This window comes from Mesorhizobium sp. Arg314 (assembly GCF_053714275.1).
In genome coordinates, this window is record NZ_JBSKBP010000060.1 from 1 (window position 1) to 24523 (window position 24523).

Genomic DNA, 24523 nt, shown 5'->3' on the forward strand with positions numbered 1-24523 from the left:
GTAGCGCCGGTATCACCAGTTGCGCCTGTGGCACCCGTATCGCCGGTTGCACCGGTGGCACCCGTGGCTCCAGTTGCACCCGTGTCGCCAGTCGCGCCGGTTGCTCCGGTCGCGCCAGTTGCACCCGTGGCGCCGGTGGCGCCGGTGGCTCCAGTTGCACCGGTATCGCCAGTCGCACCAGTCGCACCTGTTGCGCCCGTGGCGCCTGTCGCGCCGGTGGCACCCGTCGAGCCGGTAGCACCCGTGGCGCCCGTATCACCCGTTGCGCCTGTCGCACCAGTTGAGCCCGTGGCACCCGTATCGCCAGTTGCTCCTGTGGCACCGGTGGCACCCGTATCGCCAGTCGCACCCGTGGCGCCGGTGGCTCCGGTATCACCTGTCGCGCCAGTAGCACCTGTAGCGCCGGTATCGCCAGTTGCGCCTGTGGCACCGGTTGCTCCGGTCGCACCGGTATCGCCAGTGGCACCCGTGGCGCCGGTATCGCCAGTTGCGCCTGTGGCACCGGTCGCACCAGTCGCGCCTGTGGCACCCGTATCGCCAGTGGCTCCGGTTGCGCCGGTGGCACCCGTATCGCCAGTCGCACCGGTGGCGCCGGTTGCTCCGGTCGCACCGGTATCGCCAGTGGCACCCGTGGCGCCGGTGGCTCCAGTGGCACCCGTATCACCAGTCGCACCGGTGGCGCCGGTTGCTCCTGTGGCGCCAGTCGCGCCTGTGGCACCTGTGGCTCCGGTATCACCAGTTGCGCCTGTAGCGCCGGTGGCTCCGGTCGCGCCTGTGGCACCCGTATCGCCGGTGGCTCCGGTTGCGCCGGTGGCACCCGTATCGCCAGTCGCACCGGTGGCGCCGGTTGCTCCTGTGGCGCCAGTCGCGCCTGTGGCACCTGTGGCTCCGGTCGCACCTGTGGCACCCGTATCGCCGGTCGCTCCCGTGGCGCCAGTCGCGCCCGTGTCGCCGGTTGCACCCGTAGCTCCAGTTGCACCGGTATCGCCAGTCGCACCCGTGGCGCCCGTATCGCCAGTTGCTCCTGTGGCACCTGTGGCTCCAGTATCACCAGTCGCGCCCGTCGCGCCGGTTGCTCCAGTCGCGCCGGTATCGCCAGTCGCACCTGTGGCGCCGGTCGCACCAGTCGCGCCTGTGGCACCCGTATCGCCAGTGGCTCCGGTTGCGCCGGTGGCACCCGTATCGCCAGTCGCACCGGTGGCGCCGGTTGCTCCTGTGGCGCCAGTCGCGCCTGTGGCACCCGTATCGCCAGTCGCACCGGTGGCGCCGGTTGCTCCTGTGGCACCTGTGGCTCCGGTATCACCAGTTGCGCCTGTAGCGCCGGTTGCTCCAGTCGCGCCTGTGGCACCCGTATCGCCAGTCGCACCGGTGGCGCCGGTTGCTCCAGTCGCGCCCGTATCGCCTGTGGCGCCAGTCGCGCCTGTGGCACCCGTATCGCCAGTTGCACCCGTGGCGCCGGTTGCTCCAGTCGCACCCGTATCGCCAGTCGCACCTGTGGCGCCGGTCGAGCCAGTGGCACCAGTCGCGCCGGTAGCTCCGGTCGCGCCAGTGGCGCCAGTCGCACCTGTGGCTCCGGTATCGCCAGTCGCACCTGTGGCGCCGGTCGAGCCAGTGGCACCAGTCGCGCCGGTAGCTCCGGTCGCGCCAGTGGCGCCAGTCGCACCTGTGGCTCCGGTATCGCCAGTCGCACCCCTAGCGCCGGTGGCTCCGGTCGCACCAGTCGCACCTGTGTCGCCAGTCGCACCTGTGGCGCCAGTGGCACCGGTGGCTCCGGTCGCACCTGTGGCACCGGTATCGCCGGTGGCTCCGGTCGCGCCTGTAGCGCCCGTATCGCCTGTCGCGCCAGTGGCACCGGTTGCGCCCGTGGCGCCTGTCGCGCCGGTGGCTCCAGTTGCGCCCGTATCGCCGGTCGTACCTGTAGCGCCCGTGGCACCCGTATCGCCAGTCGCGCCCGTAGCTCCGGTTGCTCCAGTCGCGCCTGTATCACCCGTTGCGCCTGTCGCACCAGTTGAACCCGTGGTGCCAGTCGCGCCCGTAGCGCCGGTTGCGCCGGTCGAACCCGTGGCGCCTGCCGCGCCCGTGGCACCCGTAGCGCCCGTCGCGCCGGTCGAACCCGTGGCGCCCGCTGCACCCGTGGCTCCGGTGGCGCCCGTCGCGCCGGTCGAACCCGTGGCGCCCGCTGCACCCGTGGAGCCTGTCGCGCCCGTGGCACCCGTAGCGCCCGTCGCGCCGGTCGAACCCGTGGCGCCCGCTGCACCCGTGGCTCCGGTGGCGCCCGTCGCGCCGGTCGAACCCGTGGAGCCTGTCGCGCCCGTGGCGCCGGTCGAACCAGTGGCGCCTGCCGCGCCCGTGGCTCCGGTAGCACCCGTCGCGCCGGTCGAACCCGTGGCGCCTGCCGCGCCCGTGGCTCCGGTGGCGCCCGTCGCGCCGGTCGAACCCGTGGCGCCAGCCGCGCCCGTGGCTCCGGTAGCGCCCGTCGCGCCGGTCGAACCAGTGGCGCCAGCCGCGCCCGTGGCTCCGGTAGCGCCCGTCGCGCCGGTCGAGCCCGTGGCGCCCGCCGCGCCCGTGGCTCCCGTTGCGCCAGTCGCGCCGGTCGAACCCGTGGCGCCCGCTGCACCCGTGGCTCCGGTGGCGCCGGTTGCGCCGGTCGAACCCGTGGCGCCTGCCGCGCCCGTCGCGCCTGTCGCGCCCGTGGCTCCGGTGGCACCCGTCGCGCCGGTCGAACCCGTGGCACCCGTAGCGCCCGTAGCGCCTGTCGCGCCCGTGGCTCCGGTGGCACCCGTCGCGCCGGTCGAACCCGTGGCACCCGTAGCGCCCGTAGCGCCGGTCGCGCCAGGTGTGCCGGTCCCAGCGGAGGCAGTCGCGGTTACGGTGAGCGTCCCACCATTGGTGCCACTCGACGCAAAGCTAAAGTCACTCGAACCATTGTGGAATTCACCAAGGAAATTAACCGTGTCTACAACGACGCCGTTCACCGAAATCTGGACGACCGCCTCGCCATTCGTGTCGATGACGTTCTGTGTGATGGTGCCGGCGCCCAAATTCTCCAGGACGACGGTATCGCCCTGCTTGAACCCGGCAATCTCGGAAGAATCCAGAAGCGAGCTGCCGACAATGAGAGTGCCACCAGTGGTCGCAAAATTTACCGTCTGGCCGGCGCTTACGCCGACGCCAACGTCAAATGTTACTGTTACATTACCGTATAGATTATAGTATCCATAGCCAGTTAAGTATATATTTCCTGTAAAGTTCGCCGTTGTCTGAGTTCCGCTTGAATTTGCGACAACGTTGACCGATCCGTCATTCTCAAAATACTGGGACCCAACGTTCGCTCCGGCGGAGGAGCCGGTAAGAGTCCAGTTCGTCGCGGACGCTCCAACGGCAAAATTGGCAGTCCCGTTGACGAAAAGCTGACCTTGATTGACCAAGCTCAGCGAGCTCAGATATTGGCCCGTTCCGTTCAGGGTATCGCTGATCGTCCAGGTGCTCGTTCCGGTGCCCGTTGCCTGACGAAGGGTCGGCGGCATGGCTATCGTGTCGGCGTTTGCATCCTTGTTGAAGAACGCCATGTTCGTGCCTGCCGCCGGCTGGGTAGAAGGTACCGAGCCGCTGTTCCATGAGGAAGGATCCTGCCAAGAATCCAGGGCCGCACGGGCATGAAACGCCAATCCGGTGGTTAGGAAGACATCTGTCCCGCCGTTCGCGTCGGCGTTCCAACTGGCGTAGGTGCCCGCCGCATAGGAGCCGCTGAGCTGGAGAGCGAAGGTTCCGCCGCTGGTGACAACCGTCAACACATCGGTGGACGTGTTGAAGCTCGCACTGGTGAATGTCGGACCGGAACTGTTGCCAAAGGCCGCGAGCTCCACCCCAGTGGTGGGCGCCAGAGCGCTGACGCCGACATTCATGTTGGCGATGGTCGCCTGGAATCCGTTGAGCTGGTTGCTTGCGATCGAAGAACTGCTGAGGTCGAGCAAGCCGCCGCTACTCGAGTTGAATGTTACGGTGTCGCCGCTGGCGACGGTTCCATCCAGCCGTAGAATAGCTCCGTTATCAATCTTCAGGCCGGTGGCACTGGTACCGATATTCCCAGTGATATCGAGAGTCCCGCCGCTCGCGTTTATCGTCCCCGTGCTGCCGCTCGTGATATTCGCCGAGACAGTCCCCGAACCGATCAGGGTCGCGCCAGCGCCAATCGTAAGCCCCCCAGCGTCGGTCAGAGCACCGCCGTCGAGTTGGATCTTGCCGCTGGTGATGCTTTCGGCTGCGCCGATCGTGAGATTGCCCGCGCTGCCGATCTCCAGTGTCTGGTTGGCGTTGTTGATCGAGATCGCAGCTGCCGAAGTTGCTGTACCCTCAATTTTTAGGGTGGTGGCAGCAGCGGTGCCGATCGCCAGAACGATGCCGCTACTGATTGTGCCGAATATATCAAGCGTGCCGCCAAGTGCACCCGTACCGGCGGTGATCGTCCCTGTGCCGGTGATCCCGCCGTTTGCGGTAATTGTCCCCGCGCCGTTAACAAACGCGGTGGAATCGGTGATAGTTATCGCCCCACTTGTAGTAAGTGAGTTGCTCGCAGTAAGCGTAAGAGTTGAAAATTTGCTACCGGAACTCCTTCCGACAATCGCTACAGACGCAGCAACAGCGGCGGTATCTACCGTGAGCGTGAACACGGAACTTTGGCCGTTGTTGCCTATTGTGAGAGTATCCGTAGCTCCTGGAACACCCAACGGAGACCAGTTTGTGGCCGTATTCCAATTTCCGCTGCCTGGGTTCGAGACGGAACCGGACCCAATCCAAGTTTTTGGGGCCAACACACCGGCGTAGGTGCTGATGCCCGGCTCCGTAAGCGCCGGCTGCGCGCCGGCACCGGTCGTACGCGCGTCAAGTTCCCATCCGCCGCCCTGAGCCGCAGTGCCGACCAGCCCGGTCGCGGCCGCAATATTCGTGCCGGTCGCGCGCGCAAGGCACTCGACGAATTCGTCGCCTTCATCGCCGGAACCGGCGAAGCAGCTCCACAGCCTGAGATCGCCGCCCTCGCGGAGCGCCAAGCCGATTGCCGCGAACTCGGCCGCCCCATCCTCCAGCATCCGCACGGACCATTCGCCGGCCGCGAAGCTCACGCGCCCGGGCGCGCCGTGCGCGATGACGTGCACCGTGTCGAGGCCGTCGCGGCCTTCGAGCGCCAACGCCATCTGACGCGCCGGCGGCGTCGCGCCGTCGAGCACGATCGCTTCGACCTCCGGCCTCAGGTTTCTCAGAATGGTGCCGAGATCGGATACCGAGGGATCGACGAAAAGCAGTTCGGAGGCGCGGGTCATGGCGAGGTCCTACCTGTGCCGGTTGGGTTCGAGCTGAAGGCGCTGGCCCGGCGATGCGTGAAATGGCCGGTCGAACGGGAAGGCTGAGTGTGCAGCACTAACGGCGTCGCGGGAGCGGACGGCCTCAGATTGGCTTTCATGAAGGGGATCTTTGGGAGGCAACCGGTGGCGCCGTCGGGTTGCCGGCCTTTCGCCGCCGCAACTTGCGCCGCACCGGCACACACACGAACTCACTCGGTCCATTACGCACCCCAACAGCGGTTGCGCCGATGGCTCGGCGTCAACTCAAGGGGAACTCCGGAACGGGAACCTGTCCGCCTTCGCCGGCGGGCAAACGTCAATGCGGCTCCAGGGGCACGTCACGGCTGCGTGCCTCTTCTTACTCGTCCGCTATTTGGCTAACTCCCCCAGCACGCTGCTCCCCAACACTTCACAACACCGCAGGCCCGCCGGCCCGCAGCAACCCCAACACGTTAAAAATTAGTAAACGCGAAAATAAGCAGATTGTAAATGAATAATAATTACAAGAGTTACCTTTGGTTAACCGGAAGCGGGGACATCCGGCTGAACCAGGGTGGCACCAATTGCTTACCCCGACGGCCCATCTTGATCACCGAAGGAACGGGGGCCATCTGAAAAACGCGCGCCACCGCACCGACGAAAGTCCCAGAGCGGTTCGGCGTTTGATGGAATCGCTGACCCGCTCTAAAAGCGCGTCGCGTCCGACCGGCCTCATGCGACGCGCTTTAGGTTGTTTTTATGCATGTCGTTGCCCCAAAACCGCTGCACACTTTTACACACTTTTGGGGCGACATGCATTGACCCTTGTTTTCTAGACTAAGCAATTCCGGGCGGAAAACCGCTGCGCGCTTTTCCTGGAATCTGCTCCAAACCTTCAGCCGCCTGGCCTGCCCCTGAACGTCGAACGCGCAGGCCCCGCATTTGCGCAAGGCCCGCGCGTTCGCTTGTCAACTTCCGGCCGGCCGTCAGCGAGCCGGTTCCGGCCGCCGCTCATTCATGCGGCTTCAGGATGTCCTTCATGGCCTTCTTCAGCGTGTCGTCGGTGTTGCCGTATCCGGCGCCCTGCGTGCCCTTGTCGGAAGTCAGGTTGGACACGGCACCGGACGGCTGGTTGTGGTTCTGACCGAAGCCCTTGACCGTATTGAGAACGTTCAAGAGGTCGGTCGTCGCCGAGCTGACCGCCTGGCTGACGAGCTGCCGGAACGAGCCATGGCTGTCGCCGCCGCCCGAGCCGGATTGCAGGAACTGCTTGGTGTCCGCCAGCCCCAGCGTGCTTGCCGTGACCTTGGCGTTGTGACCGCCGTTTCCGTTGCCAGAGTTGCCCTGTCCCTGATGTTCACTGTTATCGGCATTGTTATGGTCCCCGGAATTACCCGGCGCGGGCTGTTCTCCGTTGCCATGGCCGTTGTTGCCATGACTACCGGTTTCACCGCCACCCGGGCCGGTTCCTCCGGTCGGGCCCGTTGGACCAGCCGAGCCGGTTGAGCCGGTCGCTCCAGTCGGACCAGTGGGACCGGTTGCTCCGGTCGAACCGGTGGCGCCGGTGGAACCGGTAGCGCCGGTCGAACCCGTTGCGCCAGTGTCACCAGTCGCGCCGGTTGCGCCCGTAGCTCCGGTATCACCAGTCGTTCCAGTGGCGCCGGTTGCTCCGGTCGCTCCTGTAGCGCCGGTGGCACCGGTCGAACCAGTGGCACCTGTAGAGCCTGTAGAGCCTGTAGAGCCTGTAGCGCCGGTAGAGCCTGTTGCTCCGGTCGAGCCCGTTGCTCCGGTCGATCCAGTCGAGCCGGTCGCTCCAGTCGCGCCCGTTGCTCCGGTCGATCCGGTCGCACCCGTCGAGCCGGTCGCACCCGTCGAGCCGGTGGCGCCGGTCGAGCCGGTAGCACCAGTCGAGCCGGTTGCTCCAGTCGAACCGGTTGCCCCAGTCGAGCCGGTAGCACCAGTCGAACCAGTCGAGCCAGTGGCACCAGTCGAACCAGTTGCTCCGGTCGAACCGGTCGCACCTGTCGAACCTGTCGCTCCAGTCGAACCCGTGGCACCGGTCGTGCCAGTCGCACCAGTCGAACCCGTCGCACCTGTCGAGCCGGTGGCGCCAGTCGAGCCGGTAGCGCCAGTCGAACCGGTGGCTCCGGTCGAACCGGTGGCTCCAGTCGAACCCGTCGCACCGGTCGAACCCGTCGCACCGGTCGAACCCGTGGCACCGGTGGTGCCAGTCGCACCAGTCGAACCGGTGGCTCCAGTCGAACCAGTTGCTCCGGTCGAACCGGTCGCACCTGTCGAGCCTGTCGCACCAGTCGAACCAGTTGCTCCGGTCGAGCCGGTTGCTCCGGTCGAGCCCGTCGCACCGGTCGAGCCCGTCGCACCGGTCGAGCCAGTCGCACCTGTCGAGCCCGTCGCTCCGGTTGAGCCAGTCGCACCTGTCGAGCCCGTCGCACCGGTCGAGCCCGTCGCTCCGGTTGAGCCAGTCGCACCTGTCGAGCCCGTCGCACCGGTCGAACCAGTTGCTCCGGTCGAACCGGTCGCACCTGTCGCTCCAGTCGAACCCGTCGCTCCGGTCGAGCCCGTCGCACCAGTCGAGCCCGTCGCACCAGTCGAACCAGTTGCTCCGGTCGAACCGGTCGCACCTGTCGAACCTGTCGCTCCAGTCGAACCCGTCGCTCCAGTCGAGCCGGTCGCTCCGGTCGAGCCGGTGGTTCCGGTCGAGCCGGTTGCTCCAGTCGAGCCGGTCGCTCCGGTCGAGCCGGTGGCGCCAGTCGAACCAGTCGCACCGGTCGAGCCGGTTGCTCCAGTCGAACCCGTTGCTCCGGTCGACCCGGTGGCGCCAGTCGCACCGGTCGCGCCGGTCGAGCCGGTTGCTCCAGTCGAGCCGGTGGCGCCAGTCGAACCTGTCGCTCCAGTCGAACCCGTCGCTCCGGTCGAGCCCGTCGCACCAGTCGAGCCGGTGGCGCCGGTCGAGCCGGTTGCGCCAGTCGAACCAGTTGCACCGGTCGAACCGGTGGCTCCGGTCGAACCCGTCGCACCTGTCGAGCCAGTCGCACCGGTCGAACCTGTCGCTCCGGTCGAGCCAGTCGCACCGGTCGAGCCGGTCGCACCGGTCGAGCCAGTTGCACCGGTCGAACCGGTGGCACCGGTCGAGCCGGTTGCTCCAGTCGAGCCAGTCGCTCCGGTTGAGCCAGTCGCACCTGTCGAACCGGTGGCACCAGTCGAACCGGTTGCTCCAGTCGAGCCAGTTGCTCCAGTCGAACCCGTCGCACCAGTCGAACCGGTTGCTCCGGTCGAGCCAGTCGCACCAGTCGCTCCGGTTGAGCCGGTGGCTCCGGTCGAGCCGGTGGCGCCAGTCGAACCAGTCGCACCGGTCGAACCCGTTGCGCCTGTGTCACCGGTCGCGCCTGTAGCACCAGTCGAGCCAGTGGCGCCGGTCGAGCCTGTCGCTCCGGTTGAGCCAGTGGCACCCGTGTCACCGGTCGCACCGGTTGCTCCGGTTGCTCCGGTCGAGCCGGTAGCTCCGGTCGCTCCAGTCGTACCCGTTGCACCGGTGTCACCGGTCGCACCTGTGGCTCCGGTTGCTCCGGTCGAGCCCGTCGCTCCGGTCGAGCCAGTCGCTCCGATTGAGCCAGTCGCACCTGTCGAACCGGTGGCACCAGTCGAACCGGTTGCTCCGGTCGAGCCAGTCGCACCAGTCGCTCCGGTTGAGCCGGTGGCTCCGGTCGAGCCGGTGGCGCCAGTCGAACCAGTCGCACCGGTCGAACCCGTTGCGCCTGTGTCACCGGTCGCGCCTGTAGCACCAGTCGAGCCAGTGGCGCCGGTCGAGCCTGTCGCTCCTGTTGAGCCAGTGGCACCCGTGTCACCGGTCGCACCGGTTGCTCCGGTTGCTCCGGTCGAGCCGGTAGCTCCGGTCGCTCCAGTCGTACCCGTTGCACCGGTGTCACCGGTCGCACCTGTGGCTCCGGTTGCTCCGGTCGAGCCGGTAGCGCCAGTCGAACCAGTCGCACCGGTCGAACCCGTTGCACCCGTGTCACCGGTCGCACCTGTGGCCCCGGTCGCTCCGGTCGAGCCGGTCGAGCCGGTCGAGCCTGTCGCTCCGGTTGAGCCAGTGGCACCCGTGTCACCGGTCGCACCGGTGGCCCCGGTTGCACCAGTCGAGCCGGTGGCACCAGTCGAACCCGTTGCACCTGTGTCACCGGTCGCGCCTGTAGCCCCAGTCGCACCAGTCGAGCCAGTGGCGCCAGTCGAACCTGTCGCTCCAGTCGAGCCAGTTGCGCCTGTGTCACCGGTTGCGCCTGTAGCCCCAGTCGCACCAGTCGAGCCAGTGGCGCCAGTCGAGCCAGTTGCGCCTGTAGCACCAATCGAGCCGGTGGCGCCGGTCGAGCCAGTGGCCCCGCTGGCACCTGTCGCACCCGTGGCTCCAGTTGAACCTGTGGCGCCTGCTGCACCCGTTGCACCGGTCGAGCCGCTCGCGCCCGTGGCGCCTGTCGCGCCCGTGGCCCCGCTGGCACCTGTCGCACCCGTAGCGCCCGTCGCACCGGTCGGGCCGCTGGCGCCCGAGGCACCTGTCGCGCCCGTGGCGCCGGTTGCGCCTGTGGCACCGGTCGCGCCAGTGGAACCGCTGGCGCCGGAGGCACCTGTAGCACCCGTGGCTCCGGTTGCGCCTGTTGCGCCTGTGGCACCGGTCGCACCCGTAGCGCCAGCAGGCCCGGTAGGCCCTACCTGACCCTGACTCGCGAGAGACAAACTGCCGCCGTTAAAGGTATCGCCATTGTGGCCGTTGTTGCCGGCATCGGTGGCGAAATTGTAAGTGTTCCCTGCACCGGGCGTGAGTGTGCCGTATAAACTGAAGCCACTGTCATATATCTGATAGGTGTGCGTGGTGTCTGGTATGGTTATCGTTATCGCAAACGCTGGCGCCACCGCGTTTGCAGACGATGGAAGTACGAAGCTCCCAACAACTGTGTGAGGAACTGTTGTTGTATCTATCAAATAGAAAGTGTTTATGCTTTTGCTGCTACCGACATCTATTGTTCCGGTAAGTGTGAGATCGCCCGAAGTCGCAAGCAAACCCGTGTAACCTGTCACACCAGCCGATGTCATCGGCGGCAAAGGTGCCGAAGCGCCGGCGGTCCCTGCCAGTTCCCAGGATCCGTCCAACGCAGCCGCGCCGACCAGCGACTTGGACGCGCGAACATCCGCGCCGGTCGCCTCCTCCAAAGCCGCAATGAACGTCTCGCCAGAGTTCCCCGCGGCCGTCTCGCAGCTCCACAGCCGCAGTTCGCCGTCGGCGGCGAGCGCGCGGCCTATCGCGGCGACATCCTCGACAGCATCCTCCAGCGTGGCGGTCGACCACTCTCCCGTTGCGAATTGAACCCGTCCCGGCGCGCCATGCGCGATGATATGAACCGCATCGAGCGCTTCGTGCCCCGCGAGCGCGGCTGCGATCTGCTGCGCTGCCGGCCGACGGCCGTCGAGCACGACAGCCCGGACCTCAGGCCGAAGGTTGCCGAGAACGGTGTCGAGGTCGGAGATTGACGTATCCACAAATAAAATTTCAGAGGCGCGGGCCATGACTGGCTCCTGTTGGCTTTGAATTCACTTCAAAGGGAAACCGCCCGTTGGCTTGGGCGGCGAGCTCTAGCGGCAAGGGGGCTTGGGAGCGGTCATCTTCCGGATGGACCGACGGCGCCGCCAGGATGTCCGACAGTTGGGGTCTCTACCCGGAGGAAATCGGCGACCTGGAAATTCCCGCTATCGTCAAAGGTGCCAATTGCAAGCGCTTGGGCGCTGCTTGGGACTTTCACAGTTAGCGCAACGGCGAGGCTTCGCAGGACGGCTTTGGGAAGCACAACCTGGCCAACGATCGCACTCTTGGCCGTATCCAGAATGAAATAGTTTTCATTCTCGGTCTTCTCACCGATGGGCAAGACACCCCGAACGGTAACTTCCATCACCGCAAAGCCTGCCGTGTAGCTCATCACAATCCTCCTTCACCGGCGGCGGCTTGCCCCGCTGCCCTCTCTCGTTTCGTCGTTTCAGGTTTCAGTCGGTCCCGGGCGCCCGCTACCTGACCAAGCGGGTCGCGGCGGCGGGGGCCGAGAGTCGTTCAATTCCAGGAAAGCGTCGCGAACCCAGGGCCCCGCTCGAAGATGAGTTTCATCAGGGCGACCGTTGCAGGCGGAAGAGTTCGGATAAGACAGGGAGATATGGGCGCGGGAGTCCGCCTCGGCGCGACAACCACTGGCAGCCGGTAACACTCGAACCACAGTCGACTCCATCACGCGTATCGCGACACTGCGGCGACGACCGGCGAGGGAACCGACTACTTGCTAAGACACTTCAATTTGGGAAAACCGACGGTCTTTGATCAACGGCTGAAGTCAAAGCGCCCGTACGCTGCACGCCACCAAAAGCACTACGTCCTTAACGCGTGAAAGTGGCTTGCTCCTGTATCCCCTCCTAGCTTCGCAGACATCCGCCTGACGCGGCCCCTAGCTCGATCTGCGCCCACCCCCAGTTGCATTAGATATTAGTAAAGTCAAAAATTATAAACTTGTAAATGGCTTAGTTATCAAATTATGAATCACAAGACCCGTGGTGCCCTTGCCAATTGAATATCGACGAGACGGCTCGTGTCGGAATGCCTTTGAAAATTCAAGGCTTAGGGGACGGCACCATTCGTCAGTGAAAAGTCACGAGAGTTTGATCAGCCAAGTTGGCGCGGCCAGTTGTTCGCCCGGGTGTGGCAGGCTCTTGCCGCCGCGAAAGTCCTGACTAACATGCATCAAGCGAAGGCGTTTGTGCAGGTCGGCCGATGTTGCACGAACGGCGCGCGTACGGAGCATAGGCAGCGGATGAAACCTCTTCCGAAGGAATCGCCATTGCGGATGGCATCACGGCACAACCGCCCAAGCCTGGAATCATCCGGGGGGTCGACAGTCATATGACAAACGGCAAGCGCCTCTGCCTCAACATGATCGTCAAGAACGAGATGGCGAACCTGGAGCGTTGTCTTGGTGCGGTTGCCGACCACATCGATTGCTGGGTCATCGGCGATACGGGCTCGACCGATGGAACGCAGGATTTCATCCGGTCGTTCTTTGCCACGCGCAACCTGCCTGGCGAGTTGCATGAATTCCCCTTCCACAATTTCGAACAAGCGCGCAACGCCGCGCTCGACCATGCCTATGCGTCGCCGCTTGCCTATGACTATCTGCTGTTCGACGACGCCGACATGCAGCTTGTCGTCGAGGACACGGGTTTCCGCGAACGCCTCGACGCGCCTGGCTATCGGTTGCTGCAACGGGCGGACTCAGGCCTTGCCTATTGGAACACGCGTCTGGTCAGGCGCGATGCCAATGCGCGCTATCACGGCGTGACCCACGAGTATGTCGACGTGCCCGGCGGCGTGCAGGAACTAGGACGTGTCTGGTACAAGGATCACGCCACGGGTTCGAACCGCGTCGACAAATTCGAGCGTGACATAAAACTGCTGTTGGGTGCACTCGACAAGGATCCGGAGAACCATCGCTACTGGTTCTACTTGGCGCAGTCCTACCGTGACGCCGGGCGGACTGCGGAGGCGGCGGTGGCCTACGCCAAGCGTGCTGCGATGGGCGGCTGGGACGAGGAGGCGTGGAACGCCCGTCTCCAAGAGGCTCGCTGCCTCAAGAAGATGGGCGACGATGCCGGCTTCATCCGCCAGGCGCTCGCCGCGTTCAACCAGCGTCCGCAGCGCGCCGAGCCGCTCTACGACCTTGCGCACCATTATCGCGAGAAGGGCATGAACGACGCCAGCGTGCTGTTTTCAGAGGCCGGACTGGCGATCAGGCGGCCCGAGCAGGACATCCTGTTTCTCGAGGACTTTGTCTACACGGCAGGAATGCGGGAGGAATATGCGATCGCGGCGAACTACGCTCGCGATCCCTTGCGCAAAGATCGGGGCTTCGCGACCTGCAATTGGCTGGCGCTGAACCGGGAGATCGGCGACGCGCCGAGGGACCTGGCGCGATCCAATCTCTATTTTTACACGCGGCCGGCCAACGAAATCATGCAGTCCTTTAAGGCACGGCGGATCGCTTTCGCCGCGCCGGCGGGTTATGTGGCGACCAACCCTTCGGTCGCGCGCCTCGGCGACGGGATCGTGCTGCTGCAGCGGACCGTCAACTACACACTGACCAACGACGGCCAATATGCAACGCCCGGCGACGCGCCGATCAGCACTCGCAACTTCCTGCTGCGCCTCGACAGCGATCTGGTGATGCAGGGCGCGAGCGAAGTGCTGCCGCCGGTCGATCTGCCGTCGCCCGCCTACGGTCTGGTGCTCGGCTTTGAGGACATGCGGCTATTCGCCTGGGGCGACAAGCTTTGGGGGCTGGCCTGCGTGCGCCAGCTCACGCCGGAAGGATGGTGTGAGCAAGTGCTGGCAAGAATCGAGGACGGTGGGCTCGGACCGCATATCCTCACCGATTGGCGCGTCGTCCGCCCAGCCGGCCAACGGCAGCACGAGAAGAACTGGATGCCGCTGGTCGAACGCGCTTCCGACGGCACCGACCGGCTCCGTTTCATCTATCTGTGCGACCCCACGAGGATACTGGACGAGATCGGCCGGACGGTTTCGGAGCAGGAGCCGATGATCGCGGCGTCGCAGTTCAGCGGCGGCTCGCAGGCAATATTGTTCAACGGCGGCTGGTTGGCGCTGGTACACGAGGCGCGCGCGAGGCCAAACGAGGGCCGGCGTTATTACCAGCACCGCTTCGTCTGGTTCGACGGTGCGTACCAGCTGACCAAGGTCTCGCGGCCCTTCTATTTCAATGCCAAAGGTGTGGAGTTTGCTGCCGGGCTCGCCTGGCATCCCGATGCCAAGCGGCTCATGATCTCCTACGGCGCAGGCGACAGCGAGTCGTGGATTGCGACGGTAGAGGCGGACGAGGTCGCCGCGTTCCTCGACGACGTTGCGGACCTGGCTTCGGGCCAGACCGCCGCCGGTGCTGGCATCAAGCCGACGCTACCTCTGCCTTCGCCGGGCGCGGGAGATGCTGACCGGACCGGCAGCAGCAGCGACGGCCACCGCCCCAACGGCGCCGACGCACCCGCCGAGCCGAGGTCTTTCGCGTTCCGTTCGGGCCGGACGACAGAGGAATTCTTCCGCAAGTTCGCGCCATTCCTGGAAGCGGTCGACTCGCCAGCGGAACGGCGCCGGCAATCGCGAGATTTCGATCGGCGCATCGTGCCGTTCGTCAGCGACGGCGCGGCACTGCCGCAAATCCACTGCTTCTACGAGGTGCTTTCCGACAAGGCCGAGCACCGCACCCTGATCGCCGCCACCACCTCGATGCGAGCGGCCGGCCATCCGGTGCGCGTGTGGAGCTATTCGCCGAAGCGATTGGAGTTCCTGCTGCCGCACGGCATTGAGGTGAGCGCCGCCAACGACGTCATGCCTCGGGCTACGTTCGAACGCATCGTCGCCAGCTCCGAGATCAGGTATTTCAGCGATATCTTCCGCTACGCCGTGCTCTACGAGCATGGCGGGCTATGGATGGATTCCGACATCGTCATGCTGCGGCCGTTCCCCTTCAGCGGCGATCACTTCTTCAACCTGCAATGGCGCGGATCGCACAAGGGCCACTTCATCTGCGGCAACGTTATTTATGCCAAGCCTTACAGCCGGCACCTCAGGGCGCTTTATGAAATGTCGATCGAGCGATTCCATGCGGCACCGGGCAAGGAATTCGGCGACATCGGACCAAAGCTGCTCTCCGACTACATCGCCTCGGATGCCGGCTCCGAGCTGCACGACCGGGTGTTCAGCCCGATGTTCTTCAACTCGATCGACTGGACGGAGATAGACAGGTTCGAAAGGCCGATCGCGGAACTGGCTGACTATTTAAATGACGAGCGCGTTTTCGGCATCCACCTTTGGACGGCGCGCAACGAAGCGAGGACTGACGGCGATGGGAAGCCGCTGATCTCGCATCTAATCAGCCCGATTGATGGTTTCCCGACATTCACAAATCTCGCCGACCGCTTCAACACCGACAAGAACCGGCATACCGGCAACCGACATGCTTACGCCAGAGTCTACGATCGCCTGCTGTCGAGCCAGCGCTTGTCCATGCGGCGGCTGATGGAGATCGGTCTGTGTCGCGGATTGGCGGAGGGCAACCAGACCGAAACCCCATCCGTCTCGCTGTGGCAGAGCTACTTTCCGTTCTGCCAGGTTATCGGCGTCGACCTCACTGATTTCTCTCGTCTGAACAACGAAAGGTTCAAATCGTTCGTTTGCGACCAATCCAAGGTGGACGACCTGCGCGGCGTCGCCGCGAAGGTCGAGCCAGACTCGCTCGACGTAATCATCGACGACGGCAGCCACGCCTCCTATGACGAGCAGTTGACACTTCGCGAGTTCTTCCCCCTGCTCGCCGATGGTGGATGGTATTTCATCGAGGATCTCGACTGGCAGCCTCCTGGTGAAAACCCCGCGACGATAACGCTGACCAAGACATTGTTGCGCGAAATCAAGGATCACGGGGCGGCGCGCTCGGTCGATCCGCTTGGTATCGGGGCGCTTGCCGGGCAATTTGCGGAAATTTTGTTCTTCGACAGCCACTATGAGCTCAACCGGGCAAAATTGCTCGGCGGGCTCGTGGCCATCCGCAAGCGCGGCAGGTCTGGCACGTCGACGCAGGAACTTCGGAGGGCGGAGTAGGCGTCGTGAAAGTCGCGGTCTATACCATCGCATTGAACGAAGCCGCCAACGCGGAACGCTGGGCCAGTTCGGCCATTGACGCGGATTATCGCATTGTCGCCGACACCGGCAGCACCGACGACACGGTCGAGCGGCTGACCGCTGCGGGAGTTACGGTGCACAAGATAGCTGTCCGCCCATGGCGTTTTGACACAGCTCGCAATGCTGCTATGGCCTTGATCCCAGCCGATGTCGACGTCTGCTGCACGATGGACATGGATCGGTCACTCGAACCGGGCTGGCGGGCGAAGCTGGAGGCAGCCTGGAAGCCGGAGACGACAGCCCTCTTTTGCCAAACTGTTTACAGGTCGAGCGTCGACAACCCGACTCCGCTACGCAGCTTTCCAACGAAGAATTTTCACCATCGCTGGGGCTATCGCTTCAAGAGGGCCGTACACGAAGCTCTCGTCTTTAGCGGGGAAAAGGAGGTGACGGGCAGTTGCGATGATATTGTCATGTACGAAGTACAGGACCATTCCAAGCCCACTCGAAGCACCTACCTGCCCCTGATGGAGGCGGCGAACAGAGAAGATCCTGACGACGGACAGATCTGCTTCTGGCTAGCTCGAGACCTGATGTGGGCCAATCAGCACGAGCGAGCCATCCACCTGCTCAAACATTACCTTTCGCTGCCCACAAGTGTCTGGGGCGAGGAGCGTTCCGAAGCGCTGCGCTATATCGCTCGAATGCAACCGCAAGACAAACTGCTCTGGCTCGACAAGGCGAGGATGGAGGCGCCCCACCGGAGAGAGATCTGGCTCGACCTTGCGGAGGAGTTCCACGGCAGGGCCGACTGGCTGAATTTGTTCTGGGCCTGCGCCAACGGGATCGAAAAAACACGTCGCACCGGCAGCTATCTGGACGACGCGAGTTGCTGGGGGTTCCGGCTCTTTGATCTCGGGGCGATCGCATCCTGGCGCCTCAACGCAATGGAGCGCGCCGTCGAGTGGGGGCAAAAGGCGCTTGAACTCGACCAAAACAACCAACGCCTCAAGGACAACCTGGATTTCTTCGTTCGGCGACGGGAAGAGGTAGGCCTGAGAAAATGACCGAGCTCCCCGAATTTTCGCGCGCACGGCTGTTCACGGCATTCGGCACGGTGATCTTTGTCGATCCTGCCACTGGCGAGCTGCGGCACGGTGCAGTCGAAAGCAGCCCGGCGAACGCGTATTTCGAGTCCGTTAAGAATTCGCCTGAAGGTCACAGGCAAGGCCGGTTGGTCTGCGTCGCGGACGGTTCGCTCGAGCCGATCCATTGCTACTCCGACATTTGCCTGACGGCTTCGCAATTGCGGCTTCAGGGTCGGTCGGATGGCGCTACGACGCTCGAATTGATTGCTCTTGAACGCGGCTTGCTCACCCTAAGGTCAAACGGCCATTTTCTGTCGGCGATACCCGACGGCAAGGTGATACACGGGGCCTCGGTTTGCAGCACATGGGAATTGTTTATCGCCTCCGAGAACTGGTGCACTGATAATAGCCCCGGATCTGCGCTGGATGGCGCTTGGCGTCACGACGAAACCGCCTTCAACAGACGCCACATCGCGAGCTATATCGTTCATCCACTGAATCGGATGAAATCGGCCCGCCGACCGCTGGCCAAGAAGATTTTGTTCTACGGCTATCCGAAATGGTCGCATGGCCGGGTTTACTATGACCTATCCAAACACCTTCATCATCGTGGTTACCTGAGCGACATACTCGATTGGCAGCAAAATCACGCCGAATACGCCCGCGAGCTTTTTTCGTACTACGACTTCGTCATTTCCGCACTGGATGGAGTATCTACCTTAGTGGGCACTTACGATGTCCCTTACGACAAGATAATAGCAATATCTCATCACGAATTCGATATGCGGATGTTGATCGAACGACTAGGGATCGAAGTCTTCGAGAAATTCGCTAGCTATGGCGTCGTGAGCGAAAGTCTTTTTGCCGCTTCAGTGATGCGTGGCATTGCACGCCAACCGAAGGTAGTGCCGCTTGGCGTTGACACGCTATCCTTCCGTAGCAACCTACCCGATCGTTTAACGACCGTTGGCTACACCACCTCGTTTTCCGTGAAGACTTATGGCGTAGAATGGAAGCGAGGAGAGCTCGCTGAAACCGCAGTGCGCGAAGCTGGTCTGATATTCAAGGTAGCTGGGTCAACCGCCAATCAGATTTCCTTCCACGACATGCCGGATTTCTATCGCAGCGTTGATGCAGTGGTATCATCTTCGGTCAATGAGTCCGGTCCCTTGTCGGTGCTCGAAGGTGCCGCTGCAGGGAGGCTGGTGATAGGAACACCTGTAGGCCATTTTCCCTTGAGGGCCTATCAGGGCGCGGGACTTCTCGCGCCGATAGAGCCCAGAAAATTCGTGACCTTCACCAGCGACGCCTTGCGCTACTACAAGGAAAACAGTGCAGCATTCGTTGAAAAGTGTGGGATTGCGAAGGAGTCCGCCCTAAAATTCGACTGGGTATACTTTATTGGAGATTGGATACAGCTTATAGAGCAATCGGACCACACTTACAGCTTTGATGACTATCGGTTGGATCATATCACTACTGCTAACGTTAACCTGACTATCGGCGTCGACAAAAGTGATATTGCTCACAATATTCATCTAATCAATCTGGATGGAAGCACAGGTCGCCTCCAGCGCTATATGGAAAATAACTCCCACTTATCCGACAACACGGTGAGGGTTTCTGCAGTTGACGGTATGTCCATTGACAAGTCGGAATTGGTAGCGGACGGAATTATAACCGCTGATTGCCCCTATGGATCTGGCTCGCTAGGATGCGCACTGTCTCATATCGATTTGTGGAAGTTAGCTATTTCCGAGAATAGGCCGATCACAATTTTTGAAGATGACGTCTATGCGTCGTTAGATTTTTTTAAAGAACGCGATCTCTTAATGTCTAACGCGACTCCCGACTGGGATGTCATAAAATGGGGATTCATATTTGACCCTCTATTTCTTTGGTTGGATTTTGGCTTCTCGAAGGCCAAGCTGGAATTCTATGAAAGAAGCGCCAACCGATACCCGACACGGTTCCAAGGCGCCCATTTATCTAGATCACTTGTCAGAATAGCACATTCATTTGGGCTGCAGGCATACTCGGTAACACCTAAGGGAGCTCGGATACTCCTTGACAATTGTCTCCCATTGCGAAAAAGAACTATCTCATTTCCAGGAGCTGGCGTCACGATAGAAGATACAGGTATCGATTGCGCTATGTGTGCCGCGTATAGCTCGATGCAAGCTTTTGCTTGCATCCCCCCGCTTGTCATTCCCGATCCGGATCAAACTTCGGATCGAATCAGGGCGGACAACTCGCCTTGAACTTCAGTAGGCATCCGGCAAAAAAAGACAGAATTTATTATTGCTATTTATATCCCCTGCACCGCCATTACCTCACAGATCACGGATAATTTTTTCTTCGATTTTTCCGAGAGAGATATTATCTTCTCTCGCCTTTTTATGAATAAAGCATCCAATTCGATAATGTCGCCATCGAAATGCGGAACCGGACTAAGATTCCGAAGAGAGAAACCCCATTCCCATAGAAGGTTTATTAGATCCCCTAATAATTTCTGCCCGCGATATATGGGAACGGTGTGAGCCTCCAGCTCAATTGCCAAACAATCATTCAATAGGGATCCGAAGCCGGTCAAGACCTCGAATTCAAATCCTTGGACGTCTATTTTTATCACATCTGGCGATGGAACATGACCGGCAAAGAATAGCTCGTCAAATCTAATGCACTCGACTTCTTCGGTCGCGACCGTATTGAATAAATGACCTATAGAGTAACGCTGTAAGATTTCAAAATTCGGCTCCCGCAATGACGAGCAATCAGATGAAGCGGAAACATGTAATTTTTGCGAACCCGAACCGTCCGCCAGGGCTTTCTCTATCACCCTTGCGCCGGGGATTCGGCACAGGGTTTTCCTGACTGCAGCAGCTTCCGAGGCTATCGGCTCAAATATTATCGGCGTGATGTGATCTGCCTTCGCCATCCACTTCGTTTGCAAACCGCCCTGCCCACCGACGTCCACAAGGACAACGCGATCTTCGGGCGGTATCCGGGACAAGTCAGCCGTCGCATCAAATGTTTCGACAGCGATCTTCATAAGAACGAATTGATCGCGCCCTGTTCCCGCATAGACAGGGTGGCGGCCGTCGGAGCAGCCGATTGAAATCGTGGGATGGCAGTTGACGAACGTGACCTCGACGTCGAGCAAGCCAAGGTCATGGGGAATGACCGATATTTTGCGGCTTATCCCCTGGTCAACAACTACTCCTCGCGCATCAATCTCCGCGACATTCAAATTGCCGAAATGGTGGATGTAGAAGTTTGCGGACGCGGTCGGTAAAAATTTGACGAGGCATCTAATTCTTATCAAACGAAAGACGAATTCCGGACCGTAGATCCTCAAGAGATGATAACTCAGGACGGCCGAATCAGAGACAACAAGCGACCCATCCTCGATCCGAGTAGACATCTCATGGGCTACCTGCCAGCTGGCCAGGCTTTCCCCGACAAAAGTCTTGGAATAGATTGCCTCGGCCACATTTCCCTCGTGACTTGCGTTTGGCGCCTATTTCTTTTCGTTCTTTGGCGCGCAGACCGCAAAACAATAACTCAATCCCGGGCGAGCAGCTAGGAGGCGCGAGATGGAAAGACGCCGGGTCATTTTGGCATCAGCCGGACTTTTGACAGCCCAAATTTTTCATCGCCATGCCTGAAGGTGCGCGATTTCCTAGCGAGGCAGGTCGTGACGAGGCGAGAACTCAGGGATTATCATTTCTCAAAAAATAGCCTCTTATTGGACCGCGCTATGGAGAAGCGGACTGTGGAGAAAACAGATACAAAAAGAGCGGAGGCTGCGCGCATACTATGCGCGATTACTTTTCACTTTGACCGATCGCGCCTTGGTTACCTAGCAGAAGTCCTTCGTTCCCTGGCGGAATATCCGGTAGCCGCAATGAACGTCATAGTCGTCACGAACACGCTCGAGAAAAGTGAGTTGGGCCTACTCAATCGCCTGTGCAGGGAGACGCTGCCCAGGAACGGGGCCTCTGTCCGCAGCTGCAGCGATCTGGCTGATCGTTGGGATCTGACGTGGTGTCATAAGCAGATCATCGCAAAGGAGTTTGTCCAGGAGAACCACGGTCGTTATACGCATTTCATCTATCTAGAGAATGACATCCGTCTCAGCTTCCTCAATTTTTCTTATTTCGTCGAATTCCGGGAGGCGCTGCGCGGACTCGGGCTACTGCCTTCGTTCATTCGAGTAGAATATAATGCAGCCTTTGGCGGCTTCACGTCCAGCGACGTTTTTTGGCCGGTTTACGTGCCTGTTCAGTCACATGTGTTGCTGGGCGACTCTGTACTGGTGAACATCCCCAACCCTTACAATCCCCTGTTTATCCTCGACCTTGAGCTGGCCGCGGAGTATGTCCATTCGCGCTCTTTCGACCGACAGACAAGCGCGACGGTGTGCTCGTGGGGAGTAGCGGAGCGAGCCGCCATGGGCCTATGCTTGGAGAACGTCCCAGCACCTTTCCAAAGTCGCTACGTCGCTCCGGTATCGCGGCTAACTGGCGCGGCTCCAGCCTTTGCCTGGGTTTGGCACATGCCAAACAACTATGCCGACAACCCGCGCTCACCTTTGGGCAAGGTTCGAATGGATCGAATGTTCGTCGGCGCGGAGGAACTTGGTCCGGACGGCCGCTGGAACACAACGGATCCAGTCGAAACCACCACAAGTGATCGGAACGATGTGAGTTTTGTAATCGCTGGTGAGTTCAAACGAGGCTACGAGATCGACGCCCGCGGCGAAACCGATAGCGACGCTGTGGGTACCGCCGCCTCGCCGGACGAAGATGTGCCAGCTCTCCGAGATCAGTATTATCTCATCAGTCACCATGACACGCTCGTGTTCGCAGATACCGATCTACTTCGGGTGCGCCACGCACCGCTTGGTGTCGCGCCACTGAACCTCCTCATTGAGTTATCCGGTCAGAAGGGCCGACTGCTGGCGCGAGGAAAGTCCTCCGGGGAGGTTCGCCAGATATCGGCCGAGCGATCGGACATCGATATCCGCGCGCAAACGGCTCGCGCAAACCTCGATTGCAATATTGAGACTTTCGCTGATGGCAGCATTAGCATCCGTACGGGCGACCACTACCTAGGATCGGACCTGGATGGCCTAGTTTGCAAAAAGAACTGGTGTCGGGACTGGGAGCGTTACCAACTGGTGAGAAGGGACACGATCGAAGGCCTTGCGCTTCTACGCCGTTACTCGTGGCTAAGTCACACCGACCGACAGACACACTCCCTAGTCGCGCAGCCCTTCGACTTCGGCAGAGAGCGGCCCGCTGAATCCAGTGCGCTGGCAGCATCCCTTGCACCGGGAGCGATTGAGTTCCGTCGCAAGGTCAAATTCGGTCCAACCACTCTGAGACTGGCCGAAAGGCGCCCGCAACTTCTGTTTGAGCCGTGCGACTTGAGCCTAGGGCAACTCATCCCCGAGCGCCTAAAAATAGTAGACACCGACACGGAAGCCGAAAGCGACTTCTCGCTCTTTCGGCCGCTCATCTATTTCTTGCTCGGAGCTGTCGGTTCACAGTTTGAAAAGCTTCGTCATTCTCTGGATTCTTTGAACCGCGTGATGAGACTTGGAGCCACGATTGGCATCGCAAGTACTCATCCCAATGAATACCTGCAGCAGCAGATTCCGGAACCATATCGCACAGACGCTTTACTCTTGAACCCTGAATCAACCCATGACAATACGACGGGCGCTTTCCCAGGTATATACGATTATCACCCTGTGGTTTTTGCGGACACAGGGTGCACGTTTGGCACCGATTTCGAGGAACAGCTTATAGATCTCCTCATCTTGCGCAGGGGCAAGTTGGTTGCGGGCCCTGGGATGGCAGCGTACGCAACCGTGCCAAATCCTCCACCCTACCGAAGAGATCCGGATGACCCCTTGCCCAGGGCGCCGTAGGCTGCAAAGCCAAACCCATAGGAAACTTGTCATGAATAGGCGCGGATTCATGCTTCGTTTGGGATCAACCGCGGCACTTGTAACGTTTTCCGGCAGTCTTGGTTGGAGCCATAGTGCAATGAGCGTCCCGCATCAATCTTTTGGTGCCTCCCTCCTCATCGCTCCCATCGAATTGGCCGGCGACTGGGGCCGCATGCTGCCTCGTTCCGCAGACCTGGTCGTCGAGCGCATGCGGCATGCCTGCCTGGATGGTGTCCGTCTCGTCTCCGACCGCCAACCGGCGCGGCTTCGGGTCGACGAGCACACCTCCGGCTCGCCCGCCATTTGGCTGCACCCGGACGACAGCGACATGGCATGGATCATCGTCGACATCGGCGAGCGGGACTGGTCGAAGCTTGCCTACCAGTTCGGCCATGAGCTTGGCCATGTCCTGGCCAACAGCTGGCAGGCAGACGCCAAGCCGGTCCCGCCATGCCAATGGCTCGAAGAAGCCATGGTTGAAGCCTTCTCGCTGCATGGACTTGGGCGCCTGGCCAAGGACTGGAAGCAGAACCCGCCCTTTGCCGGCGACAACGCTTTCGGCGATGCCATTGCCGGGTATCGCGAGAACATCATCAAAGCCTATGCCGCGCTCGCCGATAGCCAGGGGCTTACCCGCGACGCCGCGGTGTGGTTCACCGACCACCGAAGCGAAATCGAAATTCCAGGCCTCAATCCGTTCGCGCAGGCGATGTCACTGACAATTCTTGCGGAATATGAGCAGGCTCCGGAGAGCGTTGAGGCGCTTGGCGCGCTCAACCGCTGGCCCGACCGCACAGCTGTTCCAGTCATCCAATATTTCGAGCGCTGGAAAGAGAGCTGCACCGAGTTGCGCGCCTCGCCGCAACTTCCAAACCGCTTGAGCGAACTGCTAGCGATTCCGGCGCGCTTGACTCCGTGAAGGAACCCCCCTTGTCAAAAAATAAATTACCGGCCTCGCGGGCCAGTCTCGATGTCCGTTTTTGAAGTGCCAAGGAACTCGACTTTGGCGTCTGCGTTGCTGAAGGGTTTCGGGTGCCGTGAGGCGTACGAAAGCCTCTCATGCAGGAACCCGCGGGCCACAGTTGATGGCTATGGGGATTTTAGTTTGCGGCTGATGTCGGCGATGGCGTGGCCGCCCCCGTTAGGCGACGCGGTGGACACGGACGGACCGCTCAGTAAAGCCTCCGCACAGCCTTGTAGCCTCTGCGCGCAGGCGGGCGCGGCCCTGTCGGCTTCGCTGAGCACCACGGGCGCGCGTGGGTCCGTCGCCGTAGGTTGAGCGCCTGTGGCTGGAGGCTGAATCAGACCATGCCGGGTCATGGAGTGGTCTCCCGGATCGGTGCCGATGCGCCCGGCGGTCCGCGCGGCTGCCTGCACCGTTCGAACACCTCGATGACGATCATACGCCCGCCGCAGCACGGGC

At 61.6% G+C, this 24523-nt stretch carries 9 protein-coding genes; 5 read left to right on the plus strand and 4 right to left on the minus strand.

What is annotated here, in order from left to right; all coding sequences use genetic code 11:
• The 3 genes from ACWGS9_RS31265 to ACWGS9_RS31275 form a co-directional block, all read right to left on the minus strand.
• Nucleotides 1-5318, minus strand: a 5318-nt coding sequence (locus tag ACWGS9_RS31265; protein WP_454508858.1) for a DUF4347 domain-containing protein, incomplete at its 3' end; no start/stop codon positions are given.
• Between the two features lie 1011 nt (nt 5319-6329).
• Complete coding sequence (locus ACWGS9_RS31270) at nt 6330-10895, minus strand: DUF4347 domain-containing protein (RefSeq protein ID WP_454508859.1); 4566 nt, start codon at nt 10893-10895, stop codon at nt 6330-6332.
• Nucleotides 10896-10987: 92 nt separating this feature from the next.
• A complete protein-coding gene (locus tag ACWGS9_RS31275; protein WP_454508860.1) occupies nt 10988-11302 on the minus strand; it encodes a hypothetical protein in 315 nt (104 codons plus the stop codon).
• A 965-nt stretch (nt 11303-12267) separates the two neighbouring features.
• Between ACWGS9_RS31275 and ACWGS9_RS31280 the strand changes: the two genes are divergently transcribed.
• From ACWGS9_RS31280 to ACWGS9_RS31290, 3 genes are read left to right on the plus strand one after another with little or no spacing between them, the layout of a single operon-like run.
• On the plus strand, nt 12268-16032 hold the full coding sequence (locus ACWGS9_RS31280; RefSeq protein ID WP_454508861.1) for a glycosyltransferase: 3765 nt from the start codon (nt 12268-12270) through the stop codon (nt 16030-16032).
• Between the two features lie 5 nt (nt 16033-16037).
• Nucleotides 16038-17120, plus strand: coding sequence for a tetratricopeptide repeat-containing glycosyltransferase (locus tag ACWGS9_RS31285; RefSeq protein ID WP_454508862.1), 1083 nt, complete (start codon nt 16038-16040; stop codon nt 17118-17120).
• On the plus strand, nt 17117-19402 hold the full coding sequence (locus ACWGS9_RS31290) for a glycosyltransferase family 25 protein (protein ID WP_454508863.1): 2286 nt from the start codon (nt 17117-17119) through the stop codon (nt 19400-19402). The genes ACWGS9_RS31285 and ACWGS9_RS31290 overlap by 4 nt, the downstream gene beginning before the upstream one ends.
• 47 nt (nt 19403-19449) lie before the next feature.
• Here the strand turns inward: ACWGS9_RS31290 and ACWGS9_RS31295 are convergent, their stop codons facing one another.
• Nucleotides 19450-20634 carry an FkbM family methyltransferase gene (locus ACWGS9_RS31295; RefSeq protein WP_454508864.1) on the minus strand — a complete coding sequence of 395 codons (1185 nt, stop codon included), beginning with the start codon at nt 20632-20634 and terminating at the stop codon, nt 19450-19452.
• Nucleotides 20635-21048: 414 nt separating this feature from the next.
• On the opposite strand from ACWGS9_RS31295, the gene ACWGS9_RS31300 reads away from it, so the two are divergent.
• Both ACWGS9_RS31300 and ACWGS9_RS31305 read left to right on the plus strand, forming a co-directional pair.
• Nucleotides 21049-23079 carry a hypothetical protein gene (locus tag ACWGS9_RS31300; RefSeq protein ID WP_454508865.1) on the plus strand — a complete coding sequence of 677 codons (2031 nt, stop codon included), beginning with the start codon at nt 21049-21051 and terminating at the stop codon, nt 23077-23079.
• A gap of 118 nt (nt 23080-23197) precedes the next feature.
• Nucleotides 23198-24019 carry a hypothetical protein gene (locus ACWGS9_RS31305; protein WP_454508866.1) on the plus strand — a complete coding sequence of 274 codons (822 nt, stop codon included), beginning with the start codon at nt 23198-23200 and terminating at the stop codon, nt 24017-24019.
• Nucleotides 24020-24523 lie beyond the last annotated feature (504 nt).

Excerpts from the sequence above, each read along its gene's own strand:
- ACWGS9_RS31270 (WP_454508859.1), bottom strand. The coding sequence starts at position 10,895 with ATGGCCCGCGCCTCTGAAATTTTATTTGTGGATACGTCAATCTCCGAC.
- ACWGS9_RS31275 (WP_454508860.1), bottom strand. The coding sequence starts at position 11,302 with ATGAGCTACACGGCAGGCTTTGCGGTGATGGAAGTTACCGTTCGGGGT.
- ACWGS9_RS31280 (WP_454508861.1), top strand. The coding sequence starts at position 12,268 with ATGACAAACGGCAAGCGCCTCTGCCTCAACATGATCGTCAAGAACGAG.
- ACWGS9_RS31290 (WP_454508863.1), top strand. The coding sequence starts at position 17,117 with ATGACCGAGCTCCCCGAATTTTCGCGCGCACGGCTGTTCACGGCATTC.
- ACWGS9_RS31300 (WP_454508865.1), top strand. The coding sequence starts at position 21,049 with ATGAACGTCATAGTCGTCACGAACACGCTCGAGAAAAGTGAGTTGGGC.
- ACWGS9_RS31305 (WP_454508866.1), top strand. The coding sequence starts at position 23,198 with ATGAGCGTCCCGCATCAATCTTTTGGTGCCTCCCTCCTCATCGCTCCC.